The organism is Bacillus sp. AFS012607 (assembly GCF_002558005.1).
GTDB classification, from domain to species: domain Bacteria; phylum Bacillota; class Bacilli; order Bacillales; family Bacillaceae_G; genus Bacillus_A; species Bacillus_A thuringiensis_S.
Genome location: NZ_NTVM01000010.1, coordinates 202156 through 220863 on the forward strand (window position 1 = coordinate 202156; position 18708 = coordinate 220863).

The following is an 18708-nucleotide window of genomic DNA, read 5'->3' on the forward strand; positions in this document are numbered from 1 at the left end:
TTTCCTGTCGAATATTGATAGATTATCATAGCTAAATAATGAAGGAATTCTTATGAAAGATATGGAAACTTTAATAAATACATCTCCATATGTCGTATCTACCATTTCCTCTTTCATATAAGCAATGATACAGTAGGGATAGTATTTAGAGTAAAGGGGTAAAGTGTAGAATGGATTTTCAGACAATCAAAGAGTATTTTTCACCAGAAAATATGGATCATATTGTTGAGAGTTATAAAGCGTTCGGACCACTTCTTGGTATTGGTTTACCGATGATAGAGGCGTTGATTCCAGCATTACCGCTTATTGTATTTGTACTGGCGAATGCTGTTGCATTTGGCTTTTGGCTCGGTTTTCTTTATTCATGGCTTGGATCAGTAATGGGTGCATTACTTGTCTTTTTCATCATCCGCCATTTTGGTCGCAGTCGTTTCTTTTCGTTTGTAAATAAGCATGAGAGAGTAAGAAAAGCAATGGGGTGGATTGAAAGGAAAGGATTCGCACCGATTTTTGTTATATTTTGTTTTCCGTTTACACCGTCAGCGCTAATAAATGTTGTCGCTGGTTTATCACGAATTAGTGTAAAACAGTTTGGGCTAGCGTTAGCATTCGGAAAACTTGTGATGATTTTTATTTTAACGTATATCGGTCATGATTTAATGTCATTTATTCATAATCCGGTGAAATCAGTCATTGTAGCGATTGGTATTTTTATTTTATGGTATGTCGGTAAGAAAATTGAAGTAAAGTTAGAACTACATTAAGAATAGTCTTCTTTGTAAAGGAAAGCTTCAGTATTAAAGGATAAGGGGAGAAGCGGATGAAGAAAACTTTGAAAAAAGAAGGCATAGAGTGGATACGAACAATTTTAATTGGTGTATTATTAGCTGTATTTTTTCGAACGTTTTTCTTCTCAACGTATGTTGTAGAGGGGAAGTCAATGATGCCGACATTGCAAGATGGTAATATGCTCGTTGTAAATAAGGTGAGTTATCAAGTTGGGGACTTGAACAGATTTGACGTTGTGGTGTTTCATGCGAATAAAAAAGAGGACTATGTAAAGCGAATTATCGGTTTACCTGGAGATCATATTGAATATAAGCATGATAAGTTATATATAAATGGACAATTTATTGATGAGCCGTATCTAGAGAAATATAAGAAAGAGATAAATGGAAGGCAACTAACAGGCGACTTTAAATTAGAAGAGTTAACGAAAGAAAAGCTGGTGCCACCCGGGTTTATTTTTGTAGTAGGTGATAACCGGCTCGGGAGCTGGGATAGTAGACACTTTGGCTTTGTAAAAGCTGATACAGTCGTCGGTAAAGTTGATTTGCGATATTGGCCAATTCAAGAGGTGCAAACGAATTTTTCAAAAGGTTGATATAATAGATAGAAGTATAGAAAAGACAAACAACTCAGTTTGTCTTTTTTCGTGTACTATAATACAATTATAGTAGCAAACTAACGTTCGTTATGTAAGTGAAAGGTGGGGTTACATGTCACTTCGATTTGTGATTGGTAGAGCGGGAAGTGGAAAAAGTACACTTTGTTTACGCGAAGTGCAAGAAGAGTTAAAACAACGCCCGAGAGGGAAAACAATATTATATCTTGTGCCAGAACAGATGACATTCCAGACGCAGCAGGCGTTAATTGGAAGTGAGGATGTAAGAGGTTCTATTCGGGCACAAGTTTTTAGTTTTTCACGATTAGCGTGGAAGGTACTACAAGAAGTTGGCGGAGCGAGTCGTCTTCATATTGATGAAGCGGGTGTACATATGTTACTCCGTAAAATTGTAGAGTCTCGTAAAGATGGATTATCGGTGTTCCAAAAAGCAGCGGAGCAAAACGGTTTCTTTGAACATCTTGGCAGTATGATTGCAGAGTTTAAACGTTACAATGTAACGCCATCTAACGTATATGAAATGTGGCAACAATTGGATGCGCATAGTAGCAGTGCCGAACAAAAGTTACTAGCGAATAAAGTGTATGATTTACAGCTATTATACGATGATTTTGAACGTGCTTTAATTGGAAAATATTTAGATTCAGAAGACTACCTGCAATTGCTAGTGGAAAAGCTTCCGCAGTCTGAATATGTAAATGGTGCGGAAATTTATATAGATGGATTTCATTCATTCTCCCCGCAAGAGTTAGAGATTGTAAGACAGCTTATGATTTGCGGAGCGAGAGTTACGATCACGTTAACGATAGATGAAAAAACGTTAGCACAGCCAGTAAATGAACTCGATTTATTTTATGAAACGACGTTAACGTATGAAAAAATCAAACAAGTAGCGCGTGAAGAGAAAATAGAAATTGAAAAAACAATTCCACTTATGGAACAGCCGCGTTTTCATTCTCCAGCATTAGCGCATTTAGAAGCTCATTATGAAGCGCGTCCAAATGAAAAATTTAACGGTGAAGCGAGTGTAACGATTAGCACAGCTGCGAATTTACGAGCGGAGGTAGAAGGTGTTGCTCGTGAAATTCGTAAACTTGTTGCGAATGAAAAATATCGTTACCGAGATATTGCAGTGCTTCTTCGTAATGGGGAAAGTTATTACGATGTGATGCGCACGTTATTTACAGATTACAATATCCCGCACTTCATCGATGAAAAGCGTCCGATGTCACACCACCCATTAGTAGAATGTATTCGTTCTGCACTCGAGATTATTAGTGGGAATTGGCGTTATGATGCGGTGTTCCGCTGCGTGAAAACAGAGCTTTTATATCCATTAGACGTAAGAAAAGAAACGATGCGTGAAGAAATGGATGAATTTGAAAATTACTGTTTAGCGTACGGTGTACAAGGAAAGAGGTGGACTTCAGAGGATCCATGGATGTATCGCCGTTATCGTTCTCTTGATGATACGAACGGGATGATTACAGACAGTGAACGTGAAATGGAAGAGAAAATAAATAGGTTACGTGACTTTGTAAGAACACCTGTTATTCGCATGCAAAAAAGGTTAAAGCGTGCAGGAACAGTTATGCAAATGTGTGAAGCAGTTTACTTATTTTTAGAAGAACTGGATGTTCCGAAGAAGCTAGAAGAATTACGTATACGTGCAGAAGAAAGTGGAGATTTCTTATTTGCGACAGATCATGAACAAGTATGGGAAGAAGTAATGAGTCTTCTTGATACATTTGTAGAGATGCTTGGTGAAGAGAGAATGTCTCTTTCTATGTTTACGGACGTTATGTCGACAGGTCTTGAGGCACTTCAATTTGCTAACATTCCGCCGTCATTAGACCAAGTGTTAATTGCTAATATTGATCACTCCAGGTTATCTGACGTGAAAGCAACGTTTATTATAGGTGTAAATGAGGGGGTCATTCCAGCAGCACCTATGGATGAAGGTATGCTTTCTGATGAGGAAAGAGAAGTTCTTGGTGCGGCAGGGATTGAATTAGCGCCAACGACGAGACAAACTTTGTTAGAAGAACAGTTCGTTATGTATCAAATGGTAACGAGAGCGTCTGAGAGGTTATACATTTCATGCCCGCTTGCAGATGAAGAAGGAAAGACGTTACTTGCGTCTAGCTTTATTAAGAAAATAAAAAGAATGTTCCCTAATGTGAAAGATTCATTTATTACGAATGACGTAAATGATTTATCACGTTCAGAACAAATTTCATACGTGGCAACGCCAGAAGTAACGTTATCTTACGTTATGCAGCAACTACAAACGTGGAAGCGATACGGATTTGAAGGGAATTTAGACTTTTGGTGGGACGTATACAACTTCTACGTAACTTCAGATGAATGGAAACAAAAAAGTAGCCGCGTCTTATCAAGTTTATTCTATCGAAATCGTGCGAAGAAACTAAGTACAGCAGTAAGTAGAGATTTATATGGAGATATAATTAAAGGAAGCGTCTCTCGTATGGAACTATTTAATCGTTGTGCATACGCTCATTTTGCACAGCACGGTTTATCACTTAGAGAGCGTGATATTTTCAAGCTTGATGCACCAGACATCGGTGAATTATTCCATGCGGCATTAAAGAAAATTGCGGATAAGTTATTGCGTGAAAACCGCACTTGGGCGGATTTATCTATAAAAGAGTGTGAGCATCTTTCTGTCTTAGTAATAGAAGAAATCGCACCGTTATTACAACGACAAATTTTATTAAGTTCAAACCGTCATTTCTATTTAAAACAAAAACTACAACAAATCATTTTCCGTACGTCAATCATTCTTCGTGAACATGCGAAGTCGAGCGGATTCGTACCAGTTGATTTAGAAGTGCCATTCGGTATGGGCGGTACAGGATCACTTCCGCCGATGGAATTCTCACTACCAAATGGTGTGAAGATGGAAGTAGTCGGCCGTATTGACCGTGTTGATAAGGCAGAAGATGAGAACGGGACGTTCTTACGTATTATTGATTATAAATCAAGTTCAAAAGCGTTAGATTTAACAGAAGTGTATTACGGATTAGCACTTCAAATGTTAACGTATTTAGATGTTGTTACTTCGAATGCACAGACGTGGATGAAAAAAGGCCAAGCAGCATCACCAGCGGGTGTATTGTATTTTCATATCCATAATCCAATTGTTGAAATGAAAGGTGACGCATCTGAAGCCGAAATTGAAAAAGAAATTTTAAAGAAATTTAAAATGAAAGGACTCGTATTAGGAGATGCTGACGTTGTTCGTTTAATGGATAACAAACTTTCAACAGGGAGTTCAGATATTATTTCTGCTGGCCTGAAAAAAGACGGTAGCTTTAGTGCGCGTTCAAGTATTGCAAGTGAGCAAGAGTTTAACGTACTGCAAAAATATGTACACCATACGTTTGAAAATATCGGAAAAGATATTACAGAAGGTGTTATCGATATTGCTCCTTATAAAATGGGAAATAAAGCAGCGTGCACGTTCTGTAACTTCAAATCTGTTTGTCAATTTGATGAGTCACTTGAAGATAATCAATTCCGTACGTTAAAAGATATGAAAGATAGTGAAGCGATGGAGAAAATAAGAGAGGAGGTTGGCGGAGAATGATAGAAAATTGGCCTAAAAAACCAGAAGGTAGTCAATGGACAGATGACCAGTGGAAAGCTGTTGTAGCGAACGGACGTGATATTTTAGTTGCGGCTGCAGCTGGATCAGGTAAAACAGCAGTATTAGTTGAACGTATTATTAAAAAGATTATTAATGAAGAGAATCCAGTCGATGTCGACCGCCTGCTCGTTGTAACATTTACAAATGCAGCAGCGCAAGAGATGAAAAATCGAATTGGGGAAGCGTTAGAAAAGGTATTAATTGATGAACCAGGCTCTCAGCATGTAAGAAAGCAACTGAGCCTATTAAATAAAGCTTCCATTTCAACAATTCACTCATTCTGTTTACAAGTAATTAGAGGATATTACTACATGCTGGATGTTGATCCTCGTTTCCGTATTGCGAATCAAACAGAAAATGAATTGTTAAAAGAAGAAGTGCTAGATGACATATTAGAAGAAGAGTACGGAATCGAAGATAATACAATCTTCTTTGAACTTGTTGATCGTTATACGAGTGACCGTAGTGATGATGACTTACAACGTATGATTTTAGCGCTTCATACAGAGTCAAGAGCGCATCCAAATCCGGAAAAATGGCTTGATAAATTAGTAGAAGCATATGACGTAGAAGGAAAGACAATTGAAGATTTAGTATATGCTTCTTATTTATTAGAAGATGTGAAATTCCAGCTTGAAACAGCGGAACAGCATATTCGTAAGGCAACTGAACTCGCAATGCTTCCTGACGGTCCAGCGCCTCGCGTTGAAACCCTGCAAGCAGATGTAGCATTACTTGGAACGTTATCATCAGCTGCTCGTGAGTCGTGGACAAGCGTGTATGAAGCGATGCAAAACGTATCGTGGCAAACGTTAAAGCGTATTAAGAAAAGTGATTACAATGAAGATGTTGTAAAACAAGTAGACTCTCTTCGTAATAAAGCGAAAGATGAAGTAAAGAAATTACAAGAAGAGTTATTTAGCCGCAAACCTGAAAGTTTCTTACGAGATTTTCAAGATATGCACCCAGTATTAGAAAAGCTTGTTCAACTTGTAAAAGTATTTACAGAGCGTTTCCAAGCGATGAAGCGAGATAAAGGAATGGTCGATTTCACAGATTTAGAGCATTTCTGTTTACAAATTTTAAGTGAACAAAGTGAAAATGGTGAAATGAATCCGTCAGCAGTGGCGCTCCAATATCGTAATAAATTTACTGAAGTATTAGTCGATGAATATCAAGATACGAACTTTGTACAGGAATCCATTATTAAATTCGTAACGAAAGATTCTGAGAGTGAAGGAAACTTGTTCATGGTTGGTGACGTAAAGCAGTCGATTTATCGTTTCCGACTAGCTGAACCAGGACTATTCCTAGGAAAGTATAAACGCTTCACACAAGAAGGATTGGGCGGCGGAATGAAGATTGACTTAGCGAAAAACTTCCGTAGTCGTCATGAAGTACTAGCAGGTACGAACTTCATTTTCAAACAAATTATGGGCGAAGAAGTTGGAGAGATTGACTACGATGCTGACGCTGAATTAAAACTAGGTGCTACCTATCCAGAAGGTGAAGATGTAGCGGCAGAATTACTCTGTATTCAGCAAACGGAAGAAGAAGTAATAGACGGTGAAGAAGGTGCAGAAGTCGAAAAAGCACAGCTTGAAGCTCGCTTTATGGCGCAGCGCATTAAAGCGATGGTTGATTCCGGTTATGAAGTGTATGACCGTAAAACGGATAGTATGCGTCCTGTACAATACCGCGACTTCGTTATTTTACTTCGCTCCATGCCGTGGGCGCCGCAAATTATGGAAGAGTTAAAATTGCAAGGAATTCCGGTATATGCTGACCTTGCGACTGGTTATTTTGAAGCAACGGAAGTAAATATTATGATGAACGTATTCCGCGTTATTGATAATCCGATGCAAGATATCCCGCTTGCAGCTGTACTTCGTTCCCCAATCGTTGGATTAAACGATGAAGACCTTGCGACGCTTCGTGCTCACGGAAAGAAAGGCTCGTTTTATGAAGTAATGAGCTCATTCTTAAAAGGTGCACCGCTTGAAGAGGAACAAGAACTTCATGAAAAACTAGAGTGGTTTTATAACTTACTGCAAGGATGGCGTGAATTTGCACGTCAACAATCACTTTCTGATTTAATTTGGAAAGTGTACGGCGAGACAGGTTATTACGACTTCGTTGGCGGTTTACCAGCTGGAAAGCAAAGGCAGGCAAACTTACGCGTACTATATGACCGTGCAAGACAATATGAAGCAACATCATTTAGAGGATTATTCCGCTTCTTACGTTTTATTGAACGTATTTTAGAACGCGGTGATGATATGGGGACGGCGAGGGCCCTCGGTGAACAAGAAGACGTTGTTCGCATCATGACGATCCATAAAAGTAAAGGGCTAGAGTTCCCGGTTGTATTTGTAGCTGGACTCGGCCGTCGTTTTAATACACAAGACTTAATGAAACGTTTCTTACTCCATAAAGATTTCGGTTTCGGTTCGCAATTTATCGATCCGCGTAAACGAATTAAATACACGACATTATCACAGCTTGCGATTAAACGTAAAATGAAAATGGAATTAATTGCGGAAGAAATGCGCGTACTATACGTAGCGTTGACGCGTGCGAAAGAGAAGTTAATTTTAATCGGAACAGTTAAGGATGCAAATAAGGAGATGGAAAAATGGCTTGATGCGAGGGAACATAGTGAATGGTTATTACCGGATCACATACGTGCCGGAGTGTCTTGTTATTTAGACTGGATTGCACCTTCATTATATAGACACCGTGATAGTGAAATGCTTCTTGAATTAGGACAAGGAAGTATTCCAGATGAAATTTACGGGTATGACACGAACTGGAAAGTAGAAGTTGTGGACGGTAACACGCTACTTGCACCAGAGCCAGTTCAAGAAGAGAAACAAGAATTGTTAGAAGCGCTTCGTGAGAAAAAGGCTGTTCCCCTGCAAAGTGAACGGAAAGAAGAAGTGTACGACAGATTAATGTGGAAGTACGGATATGAGGATGCAACATCTTATCGTGCGAAGCAATCTGTTACAGAAATAAAGAGAAATTATCAATCTGAAGAAGGTAGCGATAATGCCTTTATTAAAAAACTACGTACGCCAATTAAAACACGTCCGCGCTTTATGGAGAAAAAAGGATTAACGTACGCAGAGCGTGGAACAGCAGTCCATGCTGTTATGCAGCATGTTGATTTGAAGAAGCCGATTACGGTTGAAGTTCTGCAAGAGCAAATTGCTGGAATGGTAAATAAGGAATTATTAACATTCGAGCAGGCGGAAGAAATAGCGATTGAAAAAGTAATTTCATTCTTTGACAGTGATTTAGGTAAAAGGGTACTAGCGGCGAAAAGTGTTGAGCGTGAAGTGCCATTTACGATGATGCTTGCAGCAGAAGAAGCATATCAAGATTGGCAAGGGAAGAGTGAAGAAACGATTCTTGTCCAAGGGGTTATCGACTGCATGATTGAAGAGGAAGACGGCATTACGTTAATTGACTTCAAAACAGATACGATTGAAGGGAAATTCCCAGGCGGATTCGAACAAGCAAAACCAATTTTAGAAGATCGATATAAAGTACAGCTTTCGTTATATGCAAAAGCGCTGGAGAAAAGCTTACAACATCCTGTGAAAGAGAAATGTTTATACTTCTTTGATGGGAATCATGTTGTAAATATTGAGGAATAGAGGGGCTTGAAAATGGTAACGGAAAAAACGTTAAGAACTTGTGAAAAAGGACATGAATACTACAAAAGTAGCGATTGCCCAACTTGCCCGACTTGTGAGAAAGAAAAGAAACCTAAAACAGGATTTCTTTCACTTCTTTCATCACCAGCACGAAATGCGCTAGAGCACCATGGAATTCACACGATAGAAGAACTATCCAAGTATAGTGAAAAAGAGATTTTAAAACTGCATGGTATGGGACCTGCGTCTATGCCGAAGCTTAGAAAGGCTTTGGAGGAGAGAGGGTTATCATTTAAATAAAATGAAATAGTGCCTCTTTACTACTTACTTGTTTATACTGCTATTTGTGGACAGTAAAGCTCTTTCTTATTAAAATTTCATTTTAATAATTTTGAATTAGATAAAAGAAAAAAGTAGGAGAATATCTCCTACTTTTTTTACGCTGTTCCAATCTGATCTTGATCCGCCACATCAGAATCAAACGTATTTGTTGCACTAACACCGTTAAACGTATTTACGACAAATCCAACATTGGAAGCCCCAGATCCGTTATAAGCTTTCGTGTTTTCTTTCGGAGATACGTTATAAAAATCTCCTAAGTTGAAAGAGCCGTTACTATTTTGAACGACGAGATTTCCTACAACCGAAGGCATACCATCCACCTACTTTACTAAGCTTTTTACTTACTATATGAATTATTGTGCGGAAGGTTCATCCGTAATATATTGGCGGATTTGCATAATACGAGAGTTATTAAAACCATAATCAACATTTCCAATTTGAAAGCAACCAGAATTTAAAAGTGTCCGCAATTCAACATTATTAACTTCAATAAAAGGGCATTCATTTACAATATTTAATTTTACATCTGTCGTTCGTTTTGGAATTGTAATGTGTTCATCTGTAAAGATTTCAAAAGCATCAAAGCGACCTTCTCCCCTTATATAACAAGGAATTTCACGGTGGACGGCAAGAGCTCTACTTTTTAATTCCATTTGGTTTGCATCTCCAACTTGAAATACGGCAGTAATCCCTAAAGAAATAATAGAAACATTTTGGACAATGGACACATGATGCAACATAATTTCTCAGTCTCCTTAACCTGGAGTAGGAGGGACATCTGTTACTAATGGTACAAATGGACCCTCTGTAACTGTTTCAAATGGTGTATCGAGAATAGAAGATAGAATGAGGAGATTTGCATCTCCAATTAAAAAGAGTGCGGACGACGATACACCGTTCATTTTAATCTGTCCGACTTTTAACTCACGGTTTACAACGTTAAGGTTCATACATACTTACTCCTTTCGGAAATTTCCCGGTATGTGCTGAATAAATGAGAGAAAGGCTTTGTCAATATCTTGTTTCATTGCCTGGATAATGATATCTCGTAAATAATCTGGATCTGTTGAAATACCTTCATATGATTGAACTTGTGATAAATAATAAGGGAGTCGATGCTCCATCTGTTTTTTTATGTCATCCACCATCATTTGTCGATACATTTCATCAAGCGGTGTTCTCTCTTCTTGTTCAAAATGGAGAATACGATTATATGCTTCTTCATCTAAGTATCGATGCATTTCTTGGAGGATACCTTGATAAAAGTCTGGGTTTGTTTCGGTTTCAGGATTTACCTTCAATGTTTCTGTATCCACTTGAAAATCTTCAATTTGTTGTCCTTTTGCTGAAAATGGGTTTAAGCCAATATTTAAAGTGCCATTTAAATTTTCGACTTTTAATTGATCGAATTTGTATTCCACTTTTCCTACAGAAGAGGAGGGGCGATTTTTTAATTCGTTAAGCTCTTCTTGGAGTTGACGCACTTGATCTTCTAAATTGAGGATGGCTGCTTGTTGTGTTTGAAGAGCTTGTTGAAGTTGGTGTAAGTAAGTATATATATCTTGATTCATTTGTGAAACCTCCTTTTCAATAGGGAGGGTAAAAATATTCCTGCTATATATTTATGACAAGGATGTCTTAAGAAGAACTAGTTGATGGTTTGATAGAAATAATTTGTCCGTTTGCCTGTAATGGGCGAAGCGGCTCCGTAAATCCGCCCGTATTTGAAAATTTGGATAGGGCTTTAATACTTCCGGCAGTGCCAATTTGGAATACAGAAGAGGTTGTAATGCTATCAATTTTAATGCTGTTAATGATAATGCTTTGGTTTACGTAAAAATTCAATACAATCGCCCCCTTTAAGTTGAACCAATTATCGCTTGATCAACGACATCTGAATCATTAACAGTCGTTGCACTTTGATAATTGTAGACAGAAACATTATCTCCAACATTAAAAGAGCCGGCCCCGGCGAAAGCACGTGAGTAACTAATAGGCCTAATCGCAAATACATCTCCAATATGAAAAATACCACTTGATCCAATATTGACGATACGAATATGTCCGACCATAGCTGGCATACAAAACACCCTTCGTTTTTAAAATTTTCTTTTCTACTATTGTATGGGCGTTTCCGATAAAATGTGTGTTTTTTTGAAATAAAAGAAACACACACATTATTGCGTGTGTGTGTTGAGTGTTTGATTTGAGTGAAAATCCGTATGTACATGCCAAATTACATTTAAGAGCCTGTCCAGTTCTTGGCTACAATCCACTGTTTTTTGAGAAGTCATTCCATAGCGTTCAGCAAAATAAATCATTTTTTCACGTTTTTTTTCAATCGCTTGCTCAAACATTGAAATCGGCTCCATCTCTAAATGAAATTTTTAGTATATATGTAGTACATATTATACAAAAACTCCATAAAAAAGAAATACCTTCGCTAAAAAAAGTAAAAATTCTACATTTTATGCCAAATGTAGAGGGGTAACGAATAGGATGTGAGAAGAATATTGTAAAAATTAGTGTGCATGAGAAGGTTTTTTTCTTGCGGATGCGAATACAATTAAAGGGTATGAGTTTTAGGATGGAGAGTGGAAATATTGCGTTTTGTAACGGCGAAGAAAGAAGAAAAGGTATTTGTAGGTATTGTGGATGAAGAAGAAGAAAAGGTATTACACTTAAGAGAAGCGCAAAGACAAAAAGGGGAAAAGGTTACAATCCCTATTACAATGTTAGAGTGTATTGAAAGAGGGACTGAGTGCTTTGAGAAAGTATGTGAAATTGTAAATTGGGCAAAAGAGAACGGGGAAGCGGCGTATTATCCGTTAACAGAGGTGAAAATATTAGCACCGATTCCAAGGCCAAGAAAGAATATTTTGTGCGTTGGAAAAAACTATCGTGAGCATGCGGTAGAAATGGGCGGAGTAGAGTCTATTCCAGAAAATATAATGATCTTTACGAAAGCACCAACAACAGTTATTGGCATAAATGAGCAAATTAATGGTCACCCTCACGCAACGGACGAACTAGATTATGAAGGAGAACTAGCTGTCATTATAGGTAAGCGAGGGAAGCAAATTAAAAAAGAAAAAGCGCTTGAGCATGTTTTTGGTTATACGATTATAAATGATGTAACAGCTCGAGACATTCAAAGAAAACATAAACAGTTTTTCCTTGGGAAAAGCTTCGATACATTTTGCCCGATGGGACCGTATTTAATTCATAAATCGGTGGTTAATGCGCCGAATGCATTACACATTGAAACGGTAGTAAATGGAGAAGTAAGGCAAACTTCCAACACAAATAAAATGATTTTTTCGATAGAAGAAATTATTTCAACGATAAGCAAAGGAATGACTTTAGAACCAGGTGATATTATCGCAACAGGAACCCCGGCTGGTGTCGGAAAAGGTTTTACACCACCGAAGTTTTTACATGCTGGTGATGAAGTGGTCATTACAGTAGAAGGAATTGGTACTTTGCGAAATGTAGTGAAATAAAGAAAAGAGCTATCTTGTTAAAAGATAGCTCTTTTTTATGGCCTTGGGTTATAGAGGTAATCGATAACCGAAAAAGTGTAAAGGCCAATGAATGCAAGTGTACAAATGCCAAATAGTATAACCGTAAGTGCACTTTTTTCTCGTCCAAAACCAATGATAGTAAGAATAACAGCAGTCCAAAATGATGCTTTCAGTAGTGTGAATGTAGTAGGAGTTGAATAGTGAGTAAGCCATGTTGTGGAAAGTAGGAAGCCACAGAATGTAACTAAAATAAAAGATGTAGCTAAATAGTTAATCTGTTTACCGTATCTTAATAGCATATCGCACCTCCTTTACGATTTTAAAATACAGAAAATTACGATTTTATCTTAATATAAATGAATATAAAAAGAAAGAGGTTGTCCCAACATGCCGGACAACCTCTCTATTATTATGATAATACAGCTTTAATTTTTTGGAATGCCCACTCTAAATCTTCTTCAGAGATTACTAGAGGTGGTGCGATACGAATTACGTTTTCGTGTGTTTCTTTACATAGTAGACCAGCTGCTTTTAGTTGTTCACAGTAAGGACGAGCTGGCTCGTTTAATTCGATACCGATGAATAAACCTTTACCGCGAACTTCAGTGATCATTGGGTTATCAATTTCTTTTAATTGCCCAACTAATTTTTCTCCTAATTGAAGAGAACGCTCTGTTAATTTTTCTTCTTCTAACACTTCAAGAGCTGCGATAGATACAGCACATGCAAGTGGGTTACCGCCGAATGTAGAACCGTGAGAACCTGGCTCAAATACACCTAAAATGTCGCGGTTTGCTGCAACGCAAGAGATCGGGAACACACCGCCACCAAGTGCTTTACCAAGTATGTACATGTCAGGAGTTACATCGTCCCAGTCACAAGCGAATACTTTACCAGTACGGCCTAAGCCTGTTTGGATTTCATCGGCTACGAATAAAACGTTTTCTTTTTTACATACTTCAAGAGCTTCTTTTAAGTAACCAGCTGGTGGGATGTTAATTCCAGCTTCACCTTGAATCGGTTCTAAAATGAATGCTGCTGTGTTTGGTGTAATTGCGGCTTTTAATGCTTCTAAATCACCGTAAGGAATTACAACGATGCCAGGAAGCATTGGACCGAATCCACGCTTGTACTCTTCATTTGAAGACATAGAAACAGAACCCATTGTACGTCCGTGGAAGTTATCTTCACAAACGATGATTTCAGCACGGTTTGCTTCTACTTTCTTCACATCATAAGCCCAGCGGCGAACTGTTTTAATTGCAGTTTCAACAGCTTCAGCACCTGTGTTCATTGGAAGTACCATTTCTTTATTAGTTAGTTTCGCAACTTTTTCGTACCAAGGACCTAATTGATCGCTATGGAAAGCACGAGAAGTTAACGTAACACGATTAGCTTGGTCAATTAAAGCGTTAATAATTTTCGGGTGACGATGACCTTGGTTTACTGCAGAATATGCACTTAATAAGTCCATATAGCGGTTTCCTTCAGGATCTTCTACCCAAACACCTTCTGCTTTAGAAATAACGATTGGAAGTGGGTGATAGTTATTTGCTCCGTATGTGTCTGTAAGTTCGATAATATCCTTAGTTTGAATCATGATTGTTCCCCCTTTTGTTATTACAAGAAGTTTGTAAATACTCTAAATATTATATCATTTAAATGTAAAAAAGCGAAACATTTCCTGAAAATAAATGAACATGTTATCATATAGAGTGAAAAAGTGTGAAAAGAGGAGGTAAGGGATACGATGGTACATATGCATATTACAGCATGGGCGTTAGGTTTAATTTTATTCTTCGTTGCGTATTCACTTTATTCAGCAGGAAGAAAAGGTAAAGGTGTACATATGGGGCTTCGCCTAATGTATATCATCATTATTGTGACAGGCTTTATGTTGTACATGAGTATTGTGAAGACAGCAACAGGTAGCATGCACATGTGGTATGGCTTAAAAATGTTAACTGGTATTTTAGTTATCGGTGGAATGGAAATGGTTCTTGTGAAAATGAGCAAAAACAAACCAACAGGGGCGGTTTGGGGCTTATTTATTGTTGCGCTAGTAGCAGTATTTTACCTTGGGCTGAAATTACCGATTGGCTGGAAAGTATTCTAATAAAAAATAAAACCACCTTATAATCTCAAAGACTTGGGAGATAAGGTGGTTTTTTACGTTATCCCGTATTAACTGGCAGTAAAACTCCCACCTCAAAATTCAGCTTAAGCAAAGAAGTTAGGCGGGAGATCAACTGCTCGTAAACACCCGATTGGTGAAGGCTAATAATCAGTGGGGCTGCCCCACTGATTAAAGTTTCACTTTATGTCGCATCGATATGCAACTCTTCCCCATTTACTTTCGTAAAACGGAACATATTTTTATTGGATGTAGTGTGACGGACGAAATGGTGCTGCAGTGTACAAATCATCTCTTCGTTATCAAACAAAAGAATATTTACTCCTTCGCGTGACTCCTCTTTCGGTAAGAAAGATAAATAATTATGACAATACATGCAATCATATAAAGAGTAGTGAAGTGATTGCAATGATTCAGTTAATAATGTGAAGACGGAGTCAGGTAATTCCTCGAGCCATTCATTATAACTAAGAAGTAACTTTTTTCGAATACGTATCATTTCACCATTTTGCAAATGGTGTTGTTCGTTGGCGATTTGTAATACATCTTGTTCATAGAAACGGGCTGGTAGCCAATTGTTATTATATAAAACTTCAAACCCATCTTCGGCAATATCTTCTAATAAAAACGCTTCATCATTTTCATCATCAAAGAATACCCATTCATTGTTTATATATTCTACATTACCGACTGTATGAGCACGGGGCTGGTTATATAAAATATGTTTACGTTGTATCATACACGATTTCTCCTTTATGAAAAGTAGTTATTCCTGTTATAGACAGTTCGTGCATTCTTTATAACTAGACACATCTAAACATAGGTGGGCATACAATAAAACACGTTTTACTGAGTGAGAATGCTATTCCAAATGTGGATAGTAGGTTATCGTCAAGTTTGTCATTTTTTTGATCCGCACTCACAGGGTGGGGATTACTGCACGTTCAAGAAAAGAAATAAGATGGAAGGATGATTTATATGTGCGGGATTACAGGATGGGTGGATTATAAACGCTCATTAGAAGGAGAAAGAGATGTCGTTACGAAGATGGCTGAGACGTTAGCGAAACGCGGTCCAGATGATAATAAAGTTTGGATTAAAGGTAATGTCGCATTTGGGCATAAACGGTTAATCGTTGTTGATCCTGAGGGTGGTAAACAACCGATGACTTGTTTAAAAGATGAAACGAATTATGCCATTTGTTATAACGGTGAACTTTATAACACAGAAGACATTCGAAAGGAATTATTAAGAAGAGGATATACGTTCAAAGGTCATTCTGATACAGAAGTATTATTAGCTTCTTATATTGAATGGAAAGAAGAATGTGTCGATCATTTAAACGGTATATATGCGTTTGCAGTATGGGACGAACAGAAAGAACAAGTATTTATTGCGAGAGATCGATTAGGTGTAAAGCCACTTTTTTATAAATATGATAGCGGACGCTTATTATTTGGTTCGGAGTTAAAAGCGATATTGTCGCATCCAGATGTGAAGGCAGAAGTAACATTAGAAGGATTATCAGAAATATTCGGACTCGGACCGTCAAGAACACCTGGCCACGGTATTTATGCTGGTATAAAAGAATTACGTCCAGGTCATGCGATGACATTTTCAAAGAACGGTTTATGTATATGGAGATATTGGAATGTGGAAAGTAAAAAACATGAAGACTCCTTTGAAGAAACAGTAGAGAAAACACGCTTTTTATTACAAGATGCGATTACAAGGCAGCTCGTTTCTGATGTACCACTATGTACTTTTCTATCAGGCGGTGTAGATTCGAGCGCTATAACAGCAATTGCTGCGAAAGAATATGCAAGGTCAGGAAAAGGGCAATTACACACATATTCTGTTGATTATGAAGATAATGACAAATACTTTAAAGCGAATGCGTTTCAGCCAAATTCAGATGCTCCGTTTATTAATTTAATGACTGAGACATTTCAAACAACCCATCATCGCTGCGTCATTTCGAATGAACAATTAGCAGAGTATTTAACTGAAGCGGTACTCGTTCGTGATTTGCCTGGTATGGCAGATATCGATTCGTCATTATTATGGTTTTGCCGAGAAATTAAACAAGATTTTGTCGTTGGCTTATCTGGAGAATGTGCAGATGAAATATTTGGTGGATATCCGTGGTTTTATAGAGAAGATGATTTACAATCGAGTGCATTTCCGTGGATGCGTTCTACAGAGGCACGTGAACAACTTCTAAAAAAAGAATGGAGAAATAAACTAAATTTACAACAATATGTACAAAGGCGCTATGAGGAATCGATTCAAGAAGTTCCTATTTTAGAGGGGGAAAGTCCACTAGAAGCAAAAAGACGCCAATTATTTTATTTAAATATGGTATGGTTTATGACAACATTATTAGACAGAAAAGACCGTATGAGTATGGGGGCAAGTTTAGAAGTACGCGTTCCATTTGCAGATCATCGTCTTGTCGAATATGCGTGGAATATTCCTTGGGAAATGAAAATGTATAAAAACCGCGAAAAAGGTCTATTACGTAAAGCGTTAGAAGATGTACTCCCACATGACATCTTATATAGGAAGAAGAGTCCTTATCCGAAAACGCACAATCCACACTATACAAAGGCAGTAACGGTATGGCTTCAAAATCTATTAACAGATAAAGGTTCAATTTTACACGAACTATTTGATAAAGAGCAGTTGAGCGGATTGATTCAGTCTGGTGGCAGTGCATTTCAAACACCGTGGTTTGGTCAATTGATGACTGGGCCACAGCTTTTAGCTCATTTAGCACAAATTCATGTTTGGTTTAAAGAGTATGGGGTAAATATTAAAGAATAGGAGAAAAGCGGCTTGCAATTATGTAAGTCGCTTTTATTAAAGAAATTGTCATATAAAATTCAAAATCACCTTATAAATAATACTTAATTAGAATTATTATTTTGACGTACTTATTATTACTTGTTATAATTTGAAACAAACGTTCTGAAAAGTATTCTCATTTATAAAATTGAGGTGTTATATAGATGACAAAGGAAAAAATAGGTTTACTCGTAATGGCGTATGGAACACCAGAATCATTAGACGATGTAGAGGCATATTATACACATATCCGTCACGGACGTAAGCCATCAGAAGAAGCGCTTGAAGATTTAATTGGGCGCTATAAAGCGATTGGTGGAATTTCGCCGCTTGCAAAAATTACGAAAGAGCAGGCGCATAAATTAACAGATTCAATGAATAACATATTTACAGAGTATGAATTTACTTGTTACTTAGGTTTAAAACATACTGCGCCATTTATAGAAGATGCTGTAGAAGAAATGAAGCGAGATGGAATTGAGCAGGCGATTAGTATCGTATTAGCACCGCGCTATTCTACATTTAGCATTAAAGCGTATAATGACCGTGCTATTCGTCTTTCAAAAGAAATCGGTGGTCCTGTGATTGAACCAATTGAACAATGGTACGATGAACCGAAGTTTATTTCGTATTGGACAGATCAAATAAAAGAAACATTTACAAAGATTGAAGATAAAGAGAAAACAGTTGTAATTTTTTCGGCGCATAGTTTGCCAGAAACAATTATTGCAGCAGGGGACCCTTATGTGGAGCAATTGCAGCATACAGCAGATTTAATTGCGGGGACTGCCAATATTCAAAACTATACAACGGGTTGGCAAAGTGCTGGGAATACTCCAGATCCGTGGATTGGTCCAGATGTGCAAGATTTAACGAAAGATTTATATGAAGAGCATGGGTACGAATCTTTCATATATTGCCCAGTTGGCTTTGTGGCAGAGCATTTAGAAGTTTTATATGACAATGATTATGAATGTAAAGTTGTAACTGATGAATTAAATGCTAAATATTTTAGACCAAATATGCCGAATGCACAATCTGCATTTATCGACTGTTTGGCTGAAATTGTTTCCAAAAAAGTGAAGGAAATAGTTGACAAAGATTTAGTTTTAAATAATAATTAA

Annotated in this window: 19 protein-coding genes; 9 read left to right on the forward strand and 10 right to left on the reverse strand. The window is 37.6% G+C overall.

What is annotated here, in order from left to right:
• Positions 1-170: 170 nt before the first annotated feature.
• From CN409_RS11385 to CN409_RS11405, 5 genes are all read left to right on the forward strand, one after another.
• Positions 171-764, forward strand: coding sequence for a TVP38/TMEM64 family protein (locus CN409_RS11385; RefSeq protein ID WP_000347517.1), 594 nt, complete (start codon positions 171-173; stop codon positions 762-764).
• 56 nt (positions 765-820) lie between these two features.
• On the forward strand, positions 821-1384 hold the full coding sequence (gene lepB, locus CN409_RS11390) for a signal peptidase I (protein ID WP_000751896.1): 564 nt from the start codon (positions 821-823) through the stop codon (positions 1382-1384).
• Positions 1385-1499: 115 nt separating this feature from the next.
• Complete coding sequence (addB, locus tag CN409_RS11395) at positions 1500-5015, forward strand: helicase-exonuclease AddAB subunit AddB (RefSeq protein WP_097980911.1); 3516 nt, start codon at positions 1500-1502, stop codon at positions 5013-5015.
• Positions 5012-8737 (forward strand): helicase-exonuclease AddAB subunit AddA, encoded by a 3726-nt coding sequence (gene addA, locus CN409_RS11400; RefSeq protein ID WP_097980912.1) that lies wholly within the window; start codon positions 5012-5014, stop codon positions 8735-8737. The genes addB and addA overlap by 4 nt, the downstream gene beginning before the upstream one ends.
• A gap of 12 nt (positions 8738-8749) precedes the next feature.
• Positions 8750-9037, forward strand: coding sequence for an RNA polymerase alpha subunit C-terminal domain-containing protein (locus CN409_RS11405; protein ID WP_000255717.1), 288 nt, complete (start codon positions 8750-8752; stop codon positions 9035-9037).
• 137 nt (positions 9038-9174) lie between these two features.
• On the opposite strand, the gene gerPF is transcribed toward CN409_RS11405, so the two are convergent.
• From gerPF to CN409_RS11440, 7 genes are all read right to left on the reverse strand, one after another.
• Entirely contained in the window at positions 9175-9390 is a 216-nt protein-coding gene (gene gerPF / locus CN409_RS11410; protein ID WP_001141566.1) for a spore germination protein GerPF, read from the reverse strand.
• Between the two features lie 42 nt (positions 9391-9432).
• Positions 9433-9819, reverse strand: a complete 387-nt coding sequence (locus tag CN409_RS11415; RefSeq protein WP_000902327.1) for a spore germination protein GerPE — start codon at positions 9817-9819, stop codon at positions 9433-9435.
• Between the two features lie 15 nt (positions 9820-9834).
• Positions 9835-10029, reverse strand: a complete 195-nt coding sequence (gerPD, locus tag CN409_RS11420; RefSeq protein ID WP_001052807.1) for a spore germination protein GerPD — start codon at positions 10027-10029, stop codon at positions 9835-9837.
• Between the two features lie 6 nt (positions 10030-10035).
• Positions 10036-10650: a spore germination protein GerPC gene (gene gerPC / locus CN409_RS11425; protein WP_001070761.1), complete on the reverse strand. Its 615-nt coding sequence runs from the start codon at positions 10648-10650 to the stop codon at positions 10036-10038.
• 67 nt (positions 10651-10717) lie between these two features.
• Positions 10718-10924: a spore germination protein GerPB gene (gene gerPB, locus CN409_RS11430; protein WP_001012509.1), complete on the reverse strand. Its 207-nt coding sequence runs from the start codon at positions 10922-10924 to the stop codon at positions 10718-10720.
• 14 nt (positions 10925-10938) lie between these two features.
• Positions 10939-11160, reverse strand: coding sequence for a spore germination protein GerPA (gene gerPA / locus CN409_RS11435; RefSeq protein ID WP_001111188.1), 222 nt, complete (start codon positions 11158-11160; stop codon positions 10939-10941).
• 96 nt (positions 11161-11256) lie between these two features.
• Positions 11257-11436: an aspartyl-phosphate phosphatase Spo0E family protein gene (locus CN409_RS11440; RefSeq protein WP_000462848.1), complete on the reverse strand. Its 180-nt coding sequence runs from the start codon at positions 11434-11436 to the stop codon at positions 11257-11259.
• A gap of 246 nt (positions 11437-11682) precedes the next feature.
• On the opposite strand from CN409_RS11440, the gene CN409_RS11445 reads away from it, so the two are divergent.
• Positions 11683-12582 carry a fumarylacetoacetate hydrolase family protein gene (locus tag CN409_RS11445; protein WP_001213078.1) on the forward strand — a complete coding sequence of 300 codons (900 nt, stop codon included), beginning with the start codon at positions 11683-11685 and terminating at the stop codon, positions 12580-12582.
• Positions 12583-12617: 35 nt separating this feature from the next.
• Here CN409_RS11445 and CN409_RS11450 read toward each other — a convergent pair whose 3' ends face one another.
• On the reverse strand, positions 12618-12902 hold the full coding sequence (locus CN409_RS11450) for a hypothetical protein (protein WP_000926870.1): 285 nt from the start codon (positions 12900-12902) through the stop codon (positions 12618-12620).
• Between the two features lie 110 nt (positions 12903-13012).
• Positions 13013-14203: an ornithine aminotransferase gene (gene rocD / locus CN409_RS11455; protein ID WP_000616660.1), complete on the reverse strand. Its 1191-nt coding sequence runs from the start codon at positions 14201-14203 to the stop codon at positions 13013-13015.
• Between the two features lie 150 nt (positions 14204-14353).
• Here rocD and CN409_RS11460 point away from each other — a divergent pair, with 150 nt between their 5' ends.
• Positions 14354-14719 (forward strand): YisL family protein, encoded by a 366-nt coding sequence (locus tag CN409_RS11460; protein WP_000233496.1) that lies wholly within the window; start codon positions 14354-14356, stop codon positions 14717-14719.
• A 202-nt stretch (positions 14720-14921) separates the two neighbouring features.
• On the opposite strand, the gene CN409_RS11465 is transcribed toward CN409_RS11460, so the two are convergent.
• A complete protein-coding gene (locus CN409_RS11465; RefSeq protein ID WP_000616051.1) occupies positions 14922-15476 on the reverse strand; it encodes a DUF2777 domain-containing protein in 555 nt (184 codons plus the stop codon).
• A gap of 239 nt (positions 15477-15715) precedes the next feature.
• On the opposite strand from CN409_RS11465, the gene asnB reads away from it, so the two are divergent.
• Complete coding sequence (gene asnB, locus CN409_RS11470) at positions 15716-17563, forward strand: asparagine synthase (glutamine-hydrolyzing) (RefSeq protein WP_000333993.1); 1848 nt, start codon at positions 15716-15718, stop codon at positions 17561-17563.
• 185 nt (positions 17564-17748) lie between these two features.
• Positions 17749-18708, forward strand: coding sequence for a ferrochelatase (gene hemH / locus CN409_RS11475; RefSeq protein ID WP_097980913.1), 960 nt, complete (start codon positions 17749-17751; stop codon positions 18706-18708).